The 15062-nt window shown below is 73.4% G+C and carries 16 protein-coding genes; 7 read left to right on the plus strand and 9 right to left on the minus strand.

Translation table 11 applies throughout. From position 1 onward, the window contains the following. Positions 1-94 precede the first annotated feature (94 nt). Positions 95-484 (minus strand): thioredoxin, encoded by a 390-nt coding sequence (gene trxA / locus ACFXAE_RS26370; RefSeq protein WP_384719148.1) that lies wholly within the window; start codon positions 482-484, stop codon positions 95-97. Positions 485-602: 118 nt separating this feature from the next. On the opposite strand from trxA, the gene ACFXAE_RS26375 reads away from it, so the two are divergent. Beyond that, positions 603-2048 (plus strand): dihydrolipoyl dehydrogenase family protein, encoded by a 1446-nt coding sequence (locus tag ACFXAE_RS26375; RefSeq protein ID WP_384719150.1) that lies wholly within the window; start codon positions 603-605, stop codon positions 2046-2048. Positions 2049-2229: 181 nt separating this feature from the next. Here ACFXAE_RS26375 and ACFXAE_RS26380 read toward each other — a convergent pair whose 3' ends face one another. Continuing rightward, positions 2230-2874, minus strand: a complete 645-nt coding sequence (locus ACFXAE_RS26380; RefSeq protein ID WP_384719152.1) for a peptide deformylase — start codon at positions 2872-2874, stop codon at positions 2230-2232. A 129-nt stretch (positions 2875-3003) separates the two neighbouring features. Here ACFXAE_RS26380 and ACFXAE_RS26385 point away from each other — a divergent pair, with 129 nt between their 5' ends. Further along, entirely contained in the window at positions 3004-4413 is a 1410-nt protein-coding gene (locus ACFXAE_RS26385) for a PepSY-associated TM helix domain-containing protein (RefSeq protein ID WP_384719154.1), read from the plus strand. 49 nt (positions 4414-4462) lie between these two features. Here ACFXAE_RS26385 and ACFXAE_RS26390 read toward each other — a convergent pair whose 3' ends face one another. From ACFXAE_RS26390 to ACFXAE_RS26405, 4 genes are all read right to left on the minus strand, one after another. Beyond that, positions 4463-4810 carry a tetratricopeptide repeat protein gene (locus ACFXAE_RS26390; protein WP_384719156.1) on the minus strand — a complete coding sequence of 116 codons (348 nt, stop codon included), beginning with the start codon at positions 4808-4810 and terminating at the stop codon, positions 4463-4465. A gap of 75 nt (positions 4811-4885) precedes the next feature. Then, complete coding sequence (locus ACFXAE_RS26395; RefSeq protein ID WP_384719158.1) at positions 4886-5548, minus strand: response regulator; 663 nt, start codon at positions 5546-5548, stop codon at positions 4886-4888. Then, on the minus strand, positions 5545-6756 hold the full coding sequence (locus tag ACFXAE_RS26400; RefSeq protein WP_384719160.1) for a sensor histidine kinase: 1212 nt from the start codon (positions 6754-6756) through the stop codon (positions 5545-5547). Before ACFXAE_RS26400 ends, ACFXAE_RS26395 begins: the two co-directional genes overlap by 4 nt. Next, positions 6753-7589 (minus strand): CPBP family intramembrane glutamic endopeptidase, encoded by an 837-nt coding sequence (locus tag ACFXAE_RS26405; RefSeq protein ID WP_384719162.1) that lies wholly within the window; start codon positions 7587-7589, stop codon positions 6753-6755. Before ACFXAE_RS26405 ends, ACFXAE_RS26400 begins: the two co-directional genes overlap by 4 nt. A gap of 252 nt (positions 7590-7841) precedes the next feature. On the opposite strand from ACFXAE_RS26405, the gene ACFXAE_RS26410 reads away from it, so the two are divergent. The 5 genes from ACFXAE_RS26410 (at position 7842) to ACFXAE_RS26430 (ending at position 11471) form a co-directional block, all read left to right on the plus strand. Then, entirely contained in the window at positions 7842-8474 is a 633-nt protein-coding gene (locus ACFXAE_RS26410) for a hypothetical protein (protein ID WP_384719164.1), read from the plus strand. Positions 8475-8633: 159 nt separating this feature from the next. Beyond that, positions 8634-9248: a sigma-70 family RNA polymerase sigma factor gene (locus tag ACFXAE_RS26415; RefSeq protein WP_384719166.1), complete on the plus strand. Its 615-nt coding sequence runs from the start codon at positions 8634-8636 to the stop codon at positions 9246-9248. Between the two features lie 60 nt (positions 9249-9308). Next, positions 9309-9998 carry a transcriptional regulator gene (locus tag ACFXAE_RS26420; RefSeq protein ID WP_384719168.1) on the plus strand — a complete coding sequence of 230 codons (690 nt, stop codon included), beginning with the start codon at positions 9309-9311 and terminating at the stop codon, positions 9996-9998. Continuing rightward, positions 9995-10972: a pyridoxal-phosphate dependent enzyme gene (locus tag ACFXAE_RS26425; RefSeq protein ID WP_384719170.1), complete on the plus strand. Its 978-nt coding sequence runs from the start codon at positions 9995-9997 to the stop codon at positions 10970-10972. The genes ACFXAE_RS26420 and ACFXAE_RS26425 overlap by 4 nt, the downstream gene beginning before the upstream one ends. A 139-nt stretch (positions 10973-11111) precedes the next feature. After that, a complete protein-coding gene (locus ACFXAE_RS26430; protein ID WP_384719172.1) occupies positions 11112-11471 on the plus strand; it encodes a cupin domain-containing protein in 360 nt (119 codons plus the stop codon). 175 nt (positions 11472-11646) lie between these two features. Here the strand turns inward: ACFXAE_RS26430 and ACFXAE_RS26435 are convergent, their stop codons facing one another. The 3 genes from ACFXAE_RS26435 to ACFXAE_RS26445 all read right to left on the minus strand — a co-directional run bounded on the left by ACFXAE_RS26435 (position 11647) and on the right by ACFXAE_RS26445 (position 14987). Further along, positions 11647-12534 (minus strand): septum formation family protein, encoded by an 888-nt coding sequence (locus tag ACFXAE_RS26435; RefSeq protein WP_384719173.1) that lies wholly within the window; start codon positions 12532-12534, stop codon positions 11647-11649. Between the two features lie 347 nt (positions 12535-12881). Further along, positions 12882-14192 carry an FtsX-like permease family protein gene (locus tag ACFXAE_RS26440; RefSeq protein WP_384719175.1) on the minus strand — a complete coding sequence of 437 codons (1311 nt, stop codon included), beginning with the start codon at positions 14190-14192 and terminating at the stop codon, positions 12882-12884. A 3-nt stretch (positions 14193-14195) separates the two neighbouring features. Next, complete coding sequence (locus ACFXAE_RS26445) at positions 14196-14987, minus strand: ABC transporter ATP-binding protein (RefSeq protein WP_384719177.1); 792 nt, start codon at positions 14985-14987, stop codon at positions 14196-14198. Positions 14988-15062 lie beyond the last annotated feature (75 nt).

Consider the following 15062-nt stretch of genomic DNA (forward strand, 5'->3'; position numbering starts at 1 on the left):
GAACTGCGCGAACAGGGGTCCGGGGCGAAGCCCCCAGGGACGGGAAGGGGTGGTGGGGGCGACACCCGCCACCGTCCCCCTCGCCGAGGCCGTCTCAGGCGTTCGGCGTCTCACCCTGCTGTGCCTGCTGCTCGGCGATCTGCTTGCGGACGTCGTCCATGTCCAGCTTGCGGGCCTGCCCGATGACGTCCGTCAGAGCGGCCTCGGGCAGCGCACCCGGCTGGGCGAACACGGCGACCTGGTCGCGCACGATCATCAGCGTCGGAATCGACTGGATGCCGAAGGCCGCGGCCAGCTCCGGCTGCGCCTCGGTGTCCACCTTGCCGAACACCAGGTCGGGGTTCTCCTCCGCCGCCTTCTCGTACACCGGCGCGAATTGGCGGCACGGGCCGCACCAGGCCGCCCAGAAGTCGATCAGCACGAACTCGTTGTCCGTGACCGTCTGGTCGAAGTTCTCCTTGGTGAGCTCCATGGTGCTGCTCATCGCGTGTTCCTTCTTCCTGGTGTCGGGTCGGGCCGTCGGCACAACACGGCCGGCCGGTCACGTATTCCGCGCCCCTACCCATGTGGCCACAGGGCACACCACCCACCAGACTGACGCCATGACGGAAACGCAACCGACGCAACCGGAATCAACCGCCTACGACGTCGTGGTGATCGGCGCCGGGCCCGTGGGCGAGAACGTCGCCGACCGCACCCGTGCCGCCGGGCTCACCACCGCGGTAGTGGAGAGCGAACTGGTCGGCGGCGAGTGCTCCTACTGGGCGTGCATGCCCAGCAAGGCCCTGCTGCGCCCGGTCATCGCCCGGGCCGACGCCCTCCGCCTCCCCGGCCTGAGCCGGTCCGTCCAGGGGCCCCTGGACGCCGACGCCGTACTCGCCCGCCGGAACTCCTTCACCTCCGACTGGAAGGACGACGGCCAGGTCCAGTGGCTCCAGAGCACCGGAGCCGACCTGTACCGCGGCCGGGGACGGCTCACCGGTCCGCGCACCGTCACCGTCACGGACGCCGACGGCGGCCGGCGGGTCCTCACCGCCCGGCACGCCGTCGCCGTCTGCACCGGCAGCCGCGCCCGGCTGCCCGACCTGCCCGGACTCGACGGGGTCCGGCCCTGGACCAGCCGCGAGGCCACCGGCGCGCAGTCCGTGCCCGGCCGGCTGGTCGTGGTCGGCGGCGGGGTCGTCGCCACCGAGATGGCCTGTGCCTGGCAGGCCCTCGGCTCGCGGGTCACCGTCCTCGTCCGCGGCGAGGGCCTGCTGAACCGCATGGAGCCGTTCGCCGGCGAGATGGTCGCCGAGGCGCTCACCGAGGCCGGCGCACAGATCCGCACCGGCACCTCCGTGAAGTCGGTGACCAGGGAGAACGGCACGGTCCTGGTCGTCACCGACGACGGTGACCGGATCGAGGCCGACGAGATCCTCTTCGCCACCGGACGCGCCCCGCGCACCGACGACATCGGCCTGGAGACGATCGGCCTGGAGCCCGGCTCCTGGCTTGCTGTGGACGACAGCCTCCGCGTCACCGGCCACGACTGGCTGTACGCCGTCGGCGACGTCAACCACCGGGCCCTCCTCACCCACCAGGGCAAGTACCAGGCCCGGATCGCGGGCGCCGCCATCGTCACCCGGGCCGCCGGGGGGTCCGTACACGCGGAGGACTGGGGCGCGCACGCCGCCACCGCCGACCACGACGCCGTCCCCCAGGTCGTCTTCACCGACCCGGAGGCGGCCTCCGTCGGCCTCTCCCTGGCCGAGGCGCAGCGGGCGGGCCACCGCGTCCGCGCCGTCGACGTCGATCTCTCCTCGGTCGCGGGCGCCGGCCTGTACGCCGACGGTTACAAGGGCCGCGCCCGCATGGTCGTCGACCTCGAGGACGAGATCCTGCGCGGTCTCACCCTCGTCGGCCCCGGCGTCGGCGAACTCATCCACTCCGCGACCATCGCCGTCGCCGCCCGCGTCCCGATCGCCCGCCTGTGGCACGCGGTCCCGTCCTACCCGACGATCAGCGAGGTCTGGCTCCGCCTCCTGGAGGCACACCGGGACGCCTGAGCCGCAGCGGTCTTTTCAGCCCGCCCGGGGTACCCCCTCCGGGGAGTCCGAGGGAGAGGCCCGTTCAGGGCCGAAAAGGGGGTCTGGGGGCGAAGCCCCCGGGGGACGGGGCGGGGCGGCGGGGGCGGGGGCGAGCCACCCTCGGGCCGACGGCCGACGGCCCGCCGGGCCCGGAGCGCGGTCACGGCAGCTCGAAGCCCAGGTGCCGCGCCGCCGCGTCCGGCGTCGGCTGCGACCAGCGCTCCGCCACGGCCTGGTGGGACGACAGCGAGCGCGGCTCGGCCCGGTCGAGGTACAGCGTGCCGTCGAGGTGGTCCGTCTCGTGCTGCACGATCCGCGCGGGCCAGCCGGTGAACACCTCGTCCAGCGCCCGCCCGTGCTCGTCCTGTCCCCTCAGCCGCACCTCGGCGGGCCGCGCCACCACCGCCTGGTACCCCGGCACGCTCAGGCACCCCTCGAAGAACCCGGCCCGCCGGGTGCCGACCGGCTCGTACGCCGGGTTGACCAGCACCCGGAACGGCTGCGGCACCCGCCCGCGCGCGCGGCGCACCTCCTCCGGGACCGGCGCCGGATCCTCGATCACCGCGATCCGCAGCCCCACCCCGACCTGCGGCGCGGCCAGCCCGACACCCGGCGCCGCGCGCATGGTGACCCGCAGCGCCGCCACGAAGCGGGCCAGCAGTTCGGGCCCCAACTGCCCGTCGTACGGCTCGGTGCCACCGCGCAGCACCGGGTCGCCGGCCGCGACTATGGGCAACGGCCCTCCAACGGCGAGCAGTCGCTCGACCCGCTCGGCCAAGGGCGCGCGATCGTCCGGAGTTCCCATCCCGCCAGGATCGCACGCCCTTCACATGTGACACGGGTCACGCACATCTCCCGGGAACCGGACGGCCCGCCACCCCGACTACTGCACCACCACCCCGCCAGCCGAGACGTCCCCGGGAGAACCCCACCGATGACCACCGCTCCCTCGACCAGCACGGAAGAGGCACCGAAACCCCCCGCCCCCGCACCCGCGAAGAGCGCCTGGGCCGGCCTGCGCCCCCTCGTCCTGCGCCTGCACTTCTACGCGGGAGTCCTGGTCGCGCCGTTCCTCCTCGTCGCCGCCCTCACCGGCCTGCTGTACGCCGCCTCCTTCCAGGCCGAGAAGATCGTCTACGACCATGAGCTGACCGTCCCCGTCGGCGACCGGAAGCTGCCCGTCTCCGAGCAGGTGGCCGCCGCCCGCGAGGCCCACCCCGAGGGAACGGTCTCCGCCGTACGTCCCTCACCCGAGGCGGACGCCACCACCAGGGTGATGCTGTCCGGCATACCGGGTGTGGACCCCGACCACACCCTGGCCGTGTTCGTCGACCCGTACACCGCGAAGGTGCGCGGCGAACTGGAACAGTACGGCTCCACGGGCGCGCTGCCCCTGCGCACCTGGATCGACGAGTTCCACCGCGATCTGCACCTCGGTGAACCGGGCCGCCTCTACAGCGAGTTCGCCGCCAGCTGGCTGTGGGTGATCGCGGGCGGGGGACTGGTGCTGTGGTTCTCCCGCCGCCGCGCCCTGCGCAAGCTGCGCGGCACCGGCGGGCGGCGCCGCACGCTGGCCCTGCACGGCGGCGTGGGCGTGTGGGCCGCGGCCGGCTTCATCTTCCTCTCGGCGACCGGACTGACCTGGTCCACCTACGCCGGCGCGAACATCGGCGAGCTGCGCACCTCCCTCGGCCAGGAGACCCCCTCGGTGTCGGCCGCGGCGGCCGGCGAACACGCGGGCCACGACGCGGCCGGCGGTACGGCGGGCGACGCGGCGCACGGCGTCGGCCTGGACAAGGTCCTCGCGGCGGCACGGGCCGAGGGCCTGGGCGACCCGGTGGAGATCGTGCCCCCCGCCGACGGGAAGTCCGCGTACGTCGTGCGGCAGATCCAGCGCAGCTGGCCCGAGAAGCAGGACTCGGTCGCCGTCGACCCCGCCTCCGGCGAGGTCACCGACGTCCTGCGCTTCGACGACTATCCGGTCCTCGCGAAACTCACCCGCTGGGGCATCGACCTGCACACCGGCAACCTGTTCGGCCTGGTGAACCAGATCGCCCTGATGGCCCTGGCCCTCACCCTGATCCTGCTGATCCTGTGGGGCTACCGCATGTGGTGGCAGCGGGGCCGCGGCTCCGCCTTCGGCCGGCCGGTTCCCCGCGGGGCCTGGCAGCAGGTACCGCCGTACGTATTCGTCCCCCTGCTGGCGGTGATCGCCGTCCTGGGCTACTTCGTCCCGCTCCTCGGCATCCCCCTGGCGGTGTTCCTCGCCGTCGACATCGTGCTCGGGGAGGTGGCCCACCGCCGGGGCCGGCGGACGTACACAAGCGGCACGGCGGCGCGCTGACGCACGGTGCCCGGCTCCCCGGCGCGGGGAACCGGGCACCGGCCCGCCCTCACTCCTCGTCGAAGGAGCCGCCCAGCGCGGCGGCGACCCGCAGATGCGGCCGGGCCTCGTCGTCCCGCCCCTGCCGCTGGAGGGTGCGCCCGAGCATCAGCCGGGCGTAGTGCTCCACCGGGTCGCGCTCCACGATGACCCTCAACTCCGCCTCCGCGCGCCGAAGTTGCGCCGAGTGGTAGTAGGCGCGCGCCAGCAGCAGCCGCGGCCCGGTCTGCTCCGGCACCTCCTCGACCAGCCCGCCGAGAACGCGCGCGGCGGCGGCGTAGTCCTTGGCGTCGAAGAACATCCCGGCGCGCTCCCAGCGCTCGGCCGGCGTTCCGTGGTCGTAGTACATGGTGTCCACTCCTGACCTCCTCCGGGGCCGACAACGGACCCGGGTGCCGCGGTATTCCGCCACCCCGCGGGCCGGCCGCGGCGGTCAGGTCGCCAGGCCCCGGCGGTAGGCGTAGATCACCGCCTGGACGCGGTCGCGCAGACCGAGTTTGGTGAGGATGCGGGAGACGAAGGTCTTCACGGTCTCCTGGCTGATCAGCAGGGCCGCGGCGATCTCGCGGTTGGACAGGCCGTCCGCGATGAGGCGGAGGACCTCCAGTTCGCGGGGGGTCAGGGGAAGGTCCCGCGGCGCCCCGTCCTCGGCGGGGCGGATCCGGGCGGCGTACCGGCCCACGAGCCGGCGGGTCACCTCCGGGTCCAGCAGCGCCGCGCCCATGGCCACGGTCCGGATCCCGTGCAGCAGCCGGTCCGGCGGCGCATCCTTGAGCAGGAACCCGCTCGCCCCCGCGCGCAGCGCCTCGTAGACGTACTCGTCCAGGTTGAACGTCGTCACCACGAGCACCTTCACCGGATGCGGCACCCCCGCACCGGCCAGCAGGCGGGTGGCCTCGATGCCGTCGAGCACCGGCATGCGTACGTCCATCACCACGACGTCCGGACGGAGCCGGCCGGCGAGGTCGACGGCGGACCGCCCGTCGCCGCACTCGCCCGCCACCTCCAGGTCGGGCTGGGCGCCGATGATGGTCACCAGGCCGGTGCGGATCAGCATCTGGTCGTCGCAGACCAGGACCCGGATCGGTGCGGTCATGCGGTGTTCCCCGTCGTCACCGTGTCCTCCGTCGTCACGGTGTTCCCCGCCGTCACCGTGGTCCCCGTCGGTATGCGGGCCCGTACGGCGAAGCCGCCACCGGCCTCCGGTCCCGCGCTGAAGTCGCCGCCCAGGACGTCGACCCGCTCCCGGAGGCCCGCCAGGCCCCGGCCGCTCCCGCCGGGGGAGGAGGCCGCCGGTGTGCCGGAACCGTCCGTGCCGACCTCCACGGTGATCTGCCGTTCGCTGTGCCGCACCCGGACCCGGGTGGCGCCGCCGTGGGCGTACTTGAGGGCGTTCGTCAGGGCCTCCTGCACGACCCGGTAGGCGACGAGGTCGGCGCTGCCGGTCGACGGCGCCGGCGTGCCCTCCTCGGTGAACTCCACCGGCTGCCCGGCCCGGCGGGTCTGCTCCACGAGCGTGAGGAGCCGGCCGACGGGCGGTGTCCTGGTCTCGGGGCCGTGGTCGGGGTCGAGCAGGTCGAGCAGGTGCCGCAGGTCGGTGATGGCCCGTCGGCCGGTGTCGGTGACGGCGGTCAGCGTCCGGTCCAGCCGGTCGGGCGCGGCGGTCAGATAGCGGGCCGCCTCGGCCTGCACGACCATCGCCGTCACATGGTGGGTCACGACGTCGTGCAACTCCCGGGCGATGCGGGCGCGTTCGGCGGCCCGGGAGTCCTCGGCGACGCGGTGCCGGCGCTCGGCCTCCGCGACCCGGGTGGAGCGCAGCCACGCCCCGACGCCCCACGAGAGGGCCACCGCCAGGTAGAACGTCACGAACTCGCTCACCGGCTCGCCCGGACCGATCCGGTGGAACGCGACCGTCAGCGCCACGTAGGCGACGGTGCACAGGACCGCGGTGGTGCGCCGGTACCGCTCCAGATACGCCCCGGCGCTCAGCAGCGCGATGGGCAGCGCGATGCCCGCGGGGGAGTGGTAGCCGCGGAGCTGGTCGAGGGCGAACCCGGCCGCCACCAGGGCGAGACAGACGGCCGGCCACCGCCGGCGCACGGCGAGCGGAAGGGCCTGGAGGGCCACCGCCCCGAAGGCGAGCGGGTCGAAGGGACGCTCCGGCACGCCACCGAGGAGCGTTCCGTGGTTCTGGAAGTCCGGCCACAGCGACAGGGAGAGGACGAGCAGCCCGAGCAGAAGGTCTCTGACGGTGACGTCCAGCCGGTGCCACGATTCCCGGAGCCGGTGAGGAGCGATCACCGGGGCAGTCTAGCGGTGGCGTCGACCCGCTCCGCGCGACGGCGGCGGGGCACCAGATTGCCGCGCCGGTGGGCCAGCCACAGGAACCCGATCGTCAGCAGCACACCGAACAGCACCGCGTACACGCTTCCCTCCGGGCCGAAGTCACCACCGGTGATCCACTTGTTGCCCGACGTCGTGGAGTCCAGCAGCCCCTGCTCGGTGTCGTTGCCCGAGACCACGGTGCTGAAGATGCCGCCCGCGGCGAAGTTCCAGCCGAAGTGCACGCCGATCGGCACCCACAGGTTGCGGGTGGCGACGTACGCGGCGGCGAGCATGCCGCCGGCCTCGATCGCGATGGCGAAGGCGCCCCACGCCGTGGCGTCCGGGTTGGGCAGGTGCGCCAGGCCGAACAGCAGCGCGGTCAGCACCAGCGCGATCCAGGTGCCCAGGTACTCCTCGATGATCCGGAACAGCACCCCGCGGAACAGCAGTTCCTCCGTGACGGCGGCGGCGGCCATGAAGCCGAACAGCCCGGCCGTGCCGCTCAGCGAACCCAGGCCGTGCACTTCGTAGTTGCCGGAGGTGAAGAGGTTCGTGACGACCATCCCGAACATCACGACGCCGATCAGCGTCCCCCGGCCGAGCGCCGGCGCGGCACCGCCCGGGTCCAGCTCCGTGACCGGCCGGTGCTCGGTCCGTCCCACCACCCACCGGTAGACCAGCACCGCGAGCACGGTGGTCAGCATCCCGAGGGCGAGCGTGAGCCACGGGTTGTCCCGCACCGCGCTCACGCTCTGTCCGCCTATGGCGGAGATCGCCGCCACGGCCAGGAACTGCCAGACCACTCTCATCGAGGACTCCTTCGTCGGATCCGCGGCCGAGCGCCGCGTGCCGCCATGGACGCTACGGATCCGGCGGCCGGGAATCGTCACCGTGCGGTGGACACTTGCCCGTAGCTCGCTCGGGGGACAGGACGTGTCTCGCTCCGACTCCCGCCTCGGCAGAAGGTGTTCTGGATCACACGCCGGGGAATGAGTCGCGGGCGTGGGAGAAACCGTATCCACGGGTGACCGGTCGGGGCCCGGGTGCGACGATGAGGGGCCATGACTGCTGGGTGGGGTGCTCGCACGGTACGGGCCGCGGTGTTCGCGGCCGTCTGTGTCGTGCTCGCCGCCCTGGGGCACGTCATGATGTCCGGCGACCACGTTCCCCTCTGGACGCTGGCGGCGGGCTGGACCGTGACCGGCACCCTGGGCTGGGGACTCGCGGGGCGTGAGCGCGGACTGCCGCTGGTCACCGCCGTCGCCGTCGCCGCCCAGACGGTTCTGCACTCGGCCTTCTCGCTCGTGAGTCCCGCCGCCGACGCCGTGGACATGGGGGGCATGTCGCACGGCATGCACTCCATGCCCGTGCCCACGGGGACGAGTGCGGGCACGGAGGGGCACATGGCGCCCTCCGGCCACTCCTCGGCGGGCATGCTCGCCGCCCACCTGCTGGCCGCGCTGCTGTGCGGTCTGTGGCTCGGGTACGGCGAGCGGGCGGTGTTCCGGGTGCTGCGGGCCGTCGGCGGATGGCTGGCCGCCCCGATGCGGCTGCTGTTCCCCGCGCCGGTGCCGTCGCGTCGTCCGTCCCTCCGCGCCCGCCGGCGCCGCCGCTCGCACCGCGCGCCGCGTCTCCTCCTTCTCGTCCACGCGATCACCTCTCGCGGTCCGCCCGCCGGGGCCGCTGCCGCCTGACGGCAGCCGGTGACACCCCGGGCCGCCCCTGCGCGCCCCGGGCTCCGGTCGTGTGCCGGTACAGCCCCGTTCCGTGTACCGCCCGCGGCCGTATCCCCGCCGACCGGACCGCGCACGCCCGCGGTTCGCCGGTTCCCGGTTCCCCGCGAAGGACATCAGGTGATCACTCCCACCCTGCCCGCCCCTGCCGCAAGACCCGCCGACGACGCGGCGACCGCCTGGGCGCTGGCCGCGCGCGGCGGCGACTCCGACGCCGTCGACCGCTTCGTCCGCGCCCTGCACCGTGACGTCATCCGCTACGTCGCCCATCTGTGCGCCGACCCGCAGGCGGTGGACGATCTGACCCAGGACACGTTCCTGCGGGCACTCGGCAGCCTGCACCGGTTCGAGGGACGTTCCTCGGCGCGCACCTGGCTGCTGGCCATCGCCCGCCGCGCGGTGGCCGACAGCCACCGGTACACGGCCGTACGGCCCCGGACGGTCGATGTGCCCGACTGGCAGCTGACCGTGGAACGGGCGCAGCCGCGCGGACTGCCCGGATTCGACGACGGGATCGCACTGCTCGATCTGCTGGACCGGCTGCCGGACGAGCGGCGCGAGGCGTTCGTCCGCACGCAGCTGTTCGGGCTGCCGTACACCGAGGCGGCGGTCCTCGGCGACTGCCCGGTCGGCACGGTCCGCTCCCGCGTCGCCCGCGCGCGGATGGCCCTCGCCGCCCTCGTCGCCGAGGCGGAGGAGGCGAGCAAGGCCGTACGGAAACCGGATCTGGACTGAGAATCCAGGGATTGGACGTGTAGTCTAAGGGGGTGGGTGGAGCAGTCGGGAGGTGTGCTCATGGCGGCCGCACAGGGCCGGGACGCCGAGCGGGACGCGATTCTCGCCGCGCTGGCGCCGCTCGTCGACGGGATCGCCGCGACGTTCGGGCCGGTCTGCGAGGTGGTGCTGCACGACTACCGGCGCCCGGAGGGATCGGTGGTCGCCGTGGCCGGTTCCGTGACCGGGCGGACGGTGGGCGGGGCGATGAGCGAGATCGGCATGCGGGTGCTGGCCCGGGGCGACGAGGCCGCCGACGAGCTCAACTACGTCACCCGGACCGGGAACGGCGTCCTCGTGAAGTCCTCCACGATGGTGCTGCGGGACTCCGCGGGAGCGGTGTTCGGCGCCCTGTGCGTCAACGTCGACGTGACCGCCGTCGGCCGGGCGCACACCCTGCTCGGCGCCCTCGCCGGTCTCGGCGCCGGTTCCGCCGAACCGCCGACGACCACCTTCGGCGACGACATCGACTCCGTGGTGGAGGCGATCGTCGACGCCCATCAGTTGCGGCAGCACCGCGGCTGGGCCCAGCTCGACCGCGGGGAACGGCTGCGGCTGTTCCGGGACCTGGACGCCCGCGGTGTCTTCGCCGTGCGGCGGGCGGTCGAGCAGGTCGCCGGCCGGCTCGGCATCTCCCGCGCCTCCGCCTACAGCTACCTCTCCCAGTCCAGGACGACGACCGACCCGACTCCCACCGGAGGCACCACGTGACGACCACCACCCCGCCGGTCACCCTCGACGACGTCCGTGCCGCCGCCGAGCGCCTGGAGGGCGTCGCACACCGCACGCCCGTCCTGCGCTCCCGCACCCTGGACGCGCTCGCCGGCGCCGAGGTGCATCTCAAGTGCGAGAACTTCCAGCGGGTGGGCGCCTTCAAGTTCCGCGGCGCCTACAACGCGGCCTCCCGGCTCACCCCCGGACAACTGTCCCGGGGCATCGCCGCCTACTCCTCCGGGAACCACGCCCAGGCCGTCGCCCTGGCCGCCCGGGAGCTGGGCGCCACCGCCGTCATCGTCATGCCCGAGGACGCCCCGCCGTCGAAGCGCGCGGCCACCGAGGGATACGGCGCCGAGATCGTCACCTACGACCGCTACACCGGCGACCGGGTCGCCCTCGCCGAGGCCCTCGCCGCCGAGCGCGGCCTCACCCTCGTCCCGCCCTACGAGCACCCGCACGTCATCGCGGGACAGGGCACGGCAGCCCTCGAACTCGTGGAAGAGGCGGGGGAGCTGGACGCGCTGCTCGCACCGGTCGGCGGCGGGGGACTGATCGCCGGAAGCGCCACCGCCGTCAAGGGCCTGCACCCCGCGACCCGGGTGATCGGTGTCGAGCCGGAGGCCGGCGACGACACCAAGAGGTCGCTGGAGGCGGGCCGGCGCGTCAGCGTCCCGGTCCCGCGCACCATCGCCGACGGCCAGGCCCTGCACACCCCGGGCGAGCTGACGTTCTCCCTCAACCGGCGGCTCCTCGACGGGATCGTGCTGGTCGGCGACGACGAGATCAGGGACGCGATGCGGTTCGCCTTCGAGCGGCTGAGGATCGTCCTCGAACCGAGCGGGGCCACCCCGCTCGCCGCACTGCTCACCGGTCGCGCGGGCCCGCTCCCGCCCCGCGTCGGCCTGATCCTGTCCGGCGGCAACATCGACGCCGAGCGGTTCGCCCGGCTCTGCGGTCCTGGCGTCTGACCGGCCGGCTTCACCCGAATGGCGTCCCCGAGTGGACAGCCGGACGATGGAGTGGTGGGGCCCGGCCACCGCCGGTGCCGTTCGGGCAGGCGGAGACCGGACCCGGCCGTGCAGGCGACGGTCGGAAGGGAGCAGGGTCATGCTCGAGATCAAGACGCTGGACAAGCCGGACGAGAGGCGCGACTTCCCCAGGGGGCACCTGGAAGCCGTCCACATGACAGGGCTGGACTTCGCCGTGGCCACCTTCGAGCCCGGGTGGCGCTGGTCCGAGTCCGTCGGTCCCATCGCGGGGACGGAAAGCTGCCGGATCCACCACAACGGCTATGTCGTCCAGGGCCGTATGCACATCCGCATGGACGACGGCGCCGAGCAGGAGGTCGGCCCCGGGGACGTCTTCGTCTGCGCACCGGGCCACGACGCGTGGGTCGTCGGCGACGACCAGGTCGTGGTGCACGACTTCGCGGGCGGCATGGCCCAGGGTTACGCCAAGGCCGACTAGGTCCTGTCCGGCCGGTCACGTCGGAGGGCCGGTGACGCCCCGTCCGGAACCGGCTGCCGGACCGGCTCGTGAAGAGCTTGCCGGGCTCGCCGCCGAGGCGGCGGCGAGCCCGGACAGGCCCAGGGAAGCGGGGCCGGGTCCTTGACGGACCCGGCCCCGCTGACCCGACGGGGCGTCAGCCCGCCCAGACCTCGGCCTCGTCGGCCGGGACGGTGGTGGCCAGGCCCAGTTCCTTGCGGGCGGCGACCGACTTGTTCGGGTCGATGTCGGTGAACGCCGGGTCGTAGGCGATGTAGAACGCGTCGGCGTCGGCGGCGTTCGCGGCCTTCTCCCAGTTCCCGGCCGCCTTCTTCAGGGTCGCGCGGAGCTTGCCGACCTCGGTGCCCTCGACGCCGTCCAGGCCCTCGACGTGTGCGTCGAGGGCGGCCGCGACGGCCTTGGCCTGCGCCTTGTAGCCGGCCAGGTCGTCCTCGACGGTGTCCTTCTCGGGCTGGTTCGCCCACAGGGCCTCGTAGACCGCGTTCGAACCCGTGAGGTACGTGGTCTGCTCGGGCTCGAGGGACTTCGCGGTGTCCAGCGAGCCGCTGAGCGTGCCCTTCTCCGCGGTGTAGGTGCAGCTCACCGCGCGGTCACCGGTCGCCCAGCTCTCCTTGGTCGGGGTGTAGTAGAAGAGGGCGGCGCCCTTGGGGAGCGCCCAGGTGTCCGGGGCGTACTTCTGCGCCTCGACCGGGCAGCGGTCGTCCGCGATCGCCGAGATCCCGTCGTCACCGGGGTACTCCGTGCCCTTGTCGATCGCGAACTCGCCGACGACCTGGCCCTCGTGCGCCTCGTCGCAGGGCACGACCTCGACGGCGTACGCCGTCCCCTCGGCCTTGCCGTTCGGGTTGTAGCAGTCGCCGGTGTCCAGCGAGAACACCGACTGCTGGCGAGCCACCTTCTTCGCGCCGTCCTTGGCGCTGTCGACGGCGTCGGAGACCTCCGAGCATCCCACCGCGCCGATCGCGAGCAGGGCGACAGCGGCGGATATGCCGCGAAGGGAACGGTAGGGGGCGCGGATTGTCATGACGTGTACATCCTCTTACGTGATCTTTATTGAAGGTCGCGCGCATCGTATGCCATTCCCGTGACCCGGTTGCGCGGAGGCTCCCGCCCCGTCGCGGTGTCTTTGACTCGCGACGGGCCGCGAGGGTTGTATCCGGGCTGCTCACAGGCTGGAGCCGGGAGAGGGCTCTCCCCCTCATGGGCTGATCGCCGACCGCGGTGAACGCCGGACAGCCGGTCCCGGCGAGGCGTGCGGAGGCGCCGTCGACGGAACGGGACAACGGAAACCTCCGGCTGGAGCGCGGGGACGGCGCGGTCCGGACACCCTGGGGTGCCCGGACCGCGCCCGAGCGCTCGCTCACCGCTCTGTCACGCGGCCGGCGCGACCGCGCGCACGGCCGGCGTGCGCAGCACCCGCCTGGCCGTGGCGAGGCTCGTCCCGAGCGTCACCGCCGCGCCGGCCGACGCCACCGCGGCCCACACACCGAACATCTGCCCCGGCAGCACCGCGTCGCCGCGGACCACGGTGAACGGCACGATCCCGGCCAGCGCCGCCAGAGTGCCGAACAGCAGCCCGACCACCGTGAGGACCAGCCCCTCGGCCCCCACCACGCCCAGCACCTGCCCCGGTGTCGCGCCGGCGAGGCGCTGCTGACCGAACTCCCTGCCGCGGTACGTCGTCGCCGCGTACAGCGAGTTGACCAGCATCACGCAGACGAAGACCACGACGATGCCGACCACCGTGAAGTTCAGCGTCTCCAGGTTCTTGGCGTCGACCGACTTCACCAGCCCCGAGGCCGCCACCGCGTCGCTCTCCACCGCCTGCATCGTCAGCGTCGCCGTGGACACCGCCGTGAAGAGGATCAGGGACATCAGGATCCCGGCGAGATCCCCGGCGCGCTGCCGCAGGTTCCGTACCGCCAGCCACCCGCTCGCCCCGCCCGGCGCCAGCCGGTCGAGCACGCCCTTCAGTAGCCGCGGCGCCATCAGCGCCAGCCCCACCGACAGCAGGATCGCCCCCTGCGCGGGCGGTGCCATCAGCGCGGAGTCCGTCGCCGAGAAGGCGAACGTGGAGCACACCGCCACCGTGCCGGCCACCAGCGCCCCGTACGCGAGGAACGACCGCGCCCGGCCGTGCCGTCGCTGCCTCCGCGTCGCGCGCCGCAGCGCGAGGAACGCCGCGCCCGCCGACGCGAGCAGGGTGATGTCGATACCGGACATCAGCGCGATGACGCCGAAGGAGTGGTCGACGGACTCGGCGACCTGCCCGCTGTCCTGGAACACCTCCAGCAGCAGCCGCCCGCCCAGCATCGCCGGGACGATCGCCAGCGCCGCGCCCACCAGGGCCACGGCCACCGCCTCACCCACGACCATCCGCTTCAGCTGCGCCGGGGTCGCCCCCGAGCAGCGCAGCAGCTCCAGCTCGGCCGCCCGCTGCCGCACGTTCACCGTCAGGGTCGAGGCGACGGCGAAGAACACCAGCAGCGTGCCGTATCCGCCGACCACACCGGCCGCCGTGCCCAGGGTCTCGGAACTCACCGAGTCCACGCCCGGCTGCCCGGCGGTGTCGTGCATCGAGTTGAACGTCATGATGATCGCCGCGCCCAGGAAGGCGGACAGCAGCGTCGCGAGGAACCGTCCGGGGCGTTGCCGGATCGACCGCAGGGCCAGTACGAGCACGGCTCACACCCCCGCCGTCATGTCGTCGCCCAGGTGCGCCAGCCGCTCGGCCACCGCGTCCGCCGTCGGCGCCTCCATCCGGCCGGCGAGCCTGCCGTCCGCGAGGAACAGCACACTGTCGGCGTACGAGGCGGCGACCGGGTCGTGCGTCACCATCACCACGGTCCGCCCGTGCATCCGCACCGCCTGCCGGAGCAGCGTCAGCACCTCCCGTGCGCTGCGGGTGTCCAGCGCACCGGTCGGCTCGTCCGCGAAGATCACCCGGGGTTCGGTGACCAGCGCCCGGGCGATCGCGACCCGCTGCCGCTGACCGCCGGACAACTGGTCGGGCCGGTGCCCGAGCCGGTCGCCCAGACCGACGGCGGTGAGGATCTCCCGGGCCCGCCTCCGGTCCACGCGCTTCCCGGCCAGCTTCAGCGGCAGCACCGTGTTCTGCGCGACGGTCAGCGTCTCCAGCAGGTTGTACTGCTGGAAAATGAACCCGATCCGCCCGCGCCGGAACTTCGTCAGCTCCGCCTCGCCGCCGCCCGTCAGCTCGGTCCCGTCGACCCGGACGATCCCGCTGTCCGGCCGGTCCAGACCGGCCGCGCACTGCAGCAGCGTCGACTTGCCCGAGCCGGACGGCCCCATCACGGCGGTGAACGTGCCCCGCGGCAGGCCGAGCGTCACCCCGTCCAGGGCGGTCACGGCGCTGTCCGCCGTTCCGTAGGACTTGGTGACCTTGACCAGGCGCAGTGCCTCGGGGGCGGGTCCCGCGTCGTGGTCGCGTCGTGCCTCGTTGCGAAACATCGTCATCTCCTCCGTCCGGCACGGCCTGTGCCATGCCCAAGACGCTACGGAGGAGACGGCCGCGCCACATTGGGCGCAGAA

Source organism: Streptomyces sp. NPDC059454 (assembly GCF_042749965.1).
Classification (GTDB): domain Bacteria; phylum Actinomycetota; class Actinomycetes; order Streptomycetales; family Streptomycetaceae; genus Streptomyces.

Coding starts and splice junctions, on each gene's coding strand:
- ACFXAE_RS26380 (WP_384719152.1), bottom strand. CDS start 2,874: ATGGGAACTCCGGACGATCGCGCGCCCTTGGCCGAGCGGGTCGAGCGA.
- ACFXAE_RS26420 (WP_384719168.1), top strand. CDS start 9,309: ATGGCGGCCGCACAGGGCCGGGACGCCGAGCGGGACGCGATTCTCGCC.
- ACFXAE_RS26445 (WP_384719177.1), bottom strand. CDS start 14,987: ATGACGATGTTTCGCAACGAGGCACGACGCGACCACGACGCGGGACCC.
- ACFXAE_RS26410 (WP_384719164.1), top strand. CDS start 7,842: ATGACTGCTGGGTGGGGTGCTCGCACGGTACGGGCCGCGGTGTTCGCG.
- ACFXAE_RS26375 (WP_384719150.1), top strand. CDS start 603: ATGACGGAAACGCAACCGACGCAACCGGAATCAACCGCCTACGACGTC.
- trxA (WP_384719148.1), bottom strand. CDS start 484: ATGAGCAGCACCATGGAGCTCACCAAGGAGAACTTCGACCAGACGGTC.
- ACFXAE_RS26395 (WP_384719158.1), bottom strand. CDS start 5,548: ATGACCGCACCGATCCGGGTCCTGGTCTGCGACGACCAGATGCTGATC.
- ACFXAE_RS26385 (WP_384719154.1), top strand. CDS start 3,004: ATGACCACCGCTCCCTCGACCAGCACGGAAGAGGCACCGAAACCCCCC.
- ACFXAE_RS26405 (WP_384719162.1), bottom strand. CDS start 7,589: ATGAGAGTGGTCTGGCAGTTCCTGGCCGTGGCGGCGATCTCCGCCATA.
- ACFXAE_RS26435 (WP_384719173.1), bottom strand. CDS start 12,534: ATGACAATCCGCGCCCCCTACCGTTCCCTTCGCGGCATATCCGCCGCT.
- ACFXAE_RS26430 (WP_384719172.1), top strand. CDS start 11,112: ATGCTCGAGATCAAGACGCTGGACAAGCCGGACGAGAGGCGCGACTTC.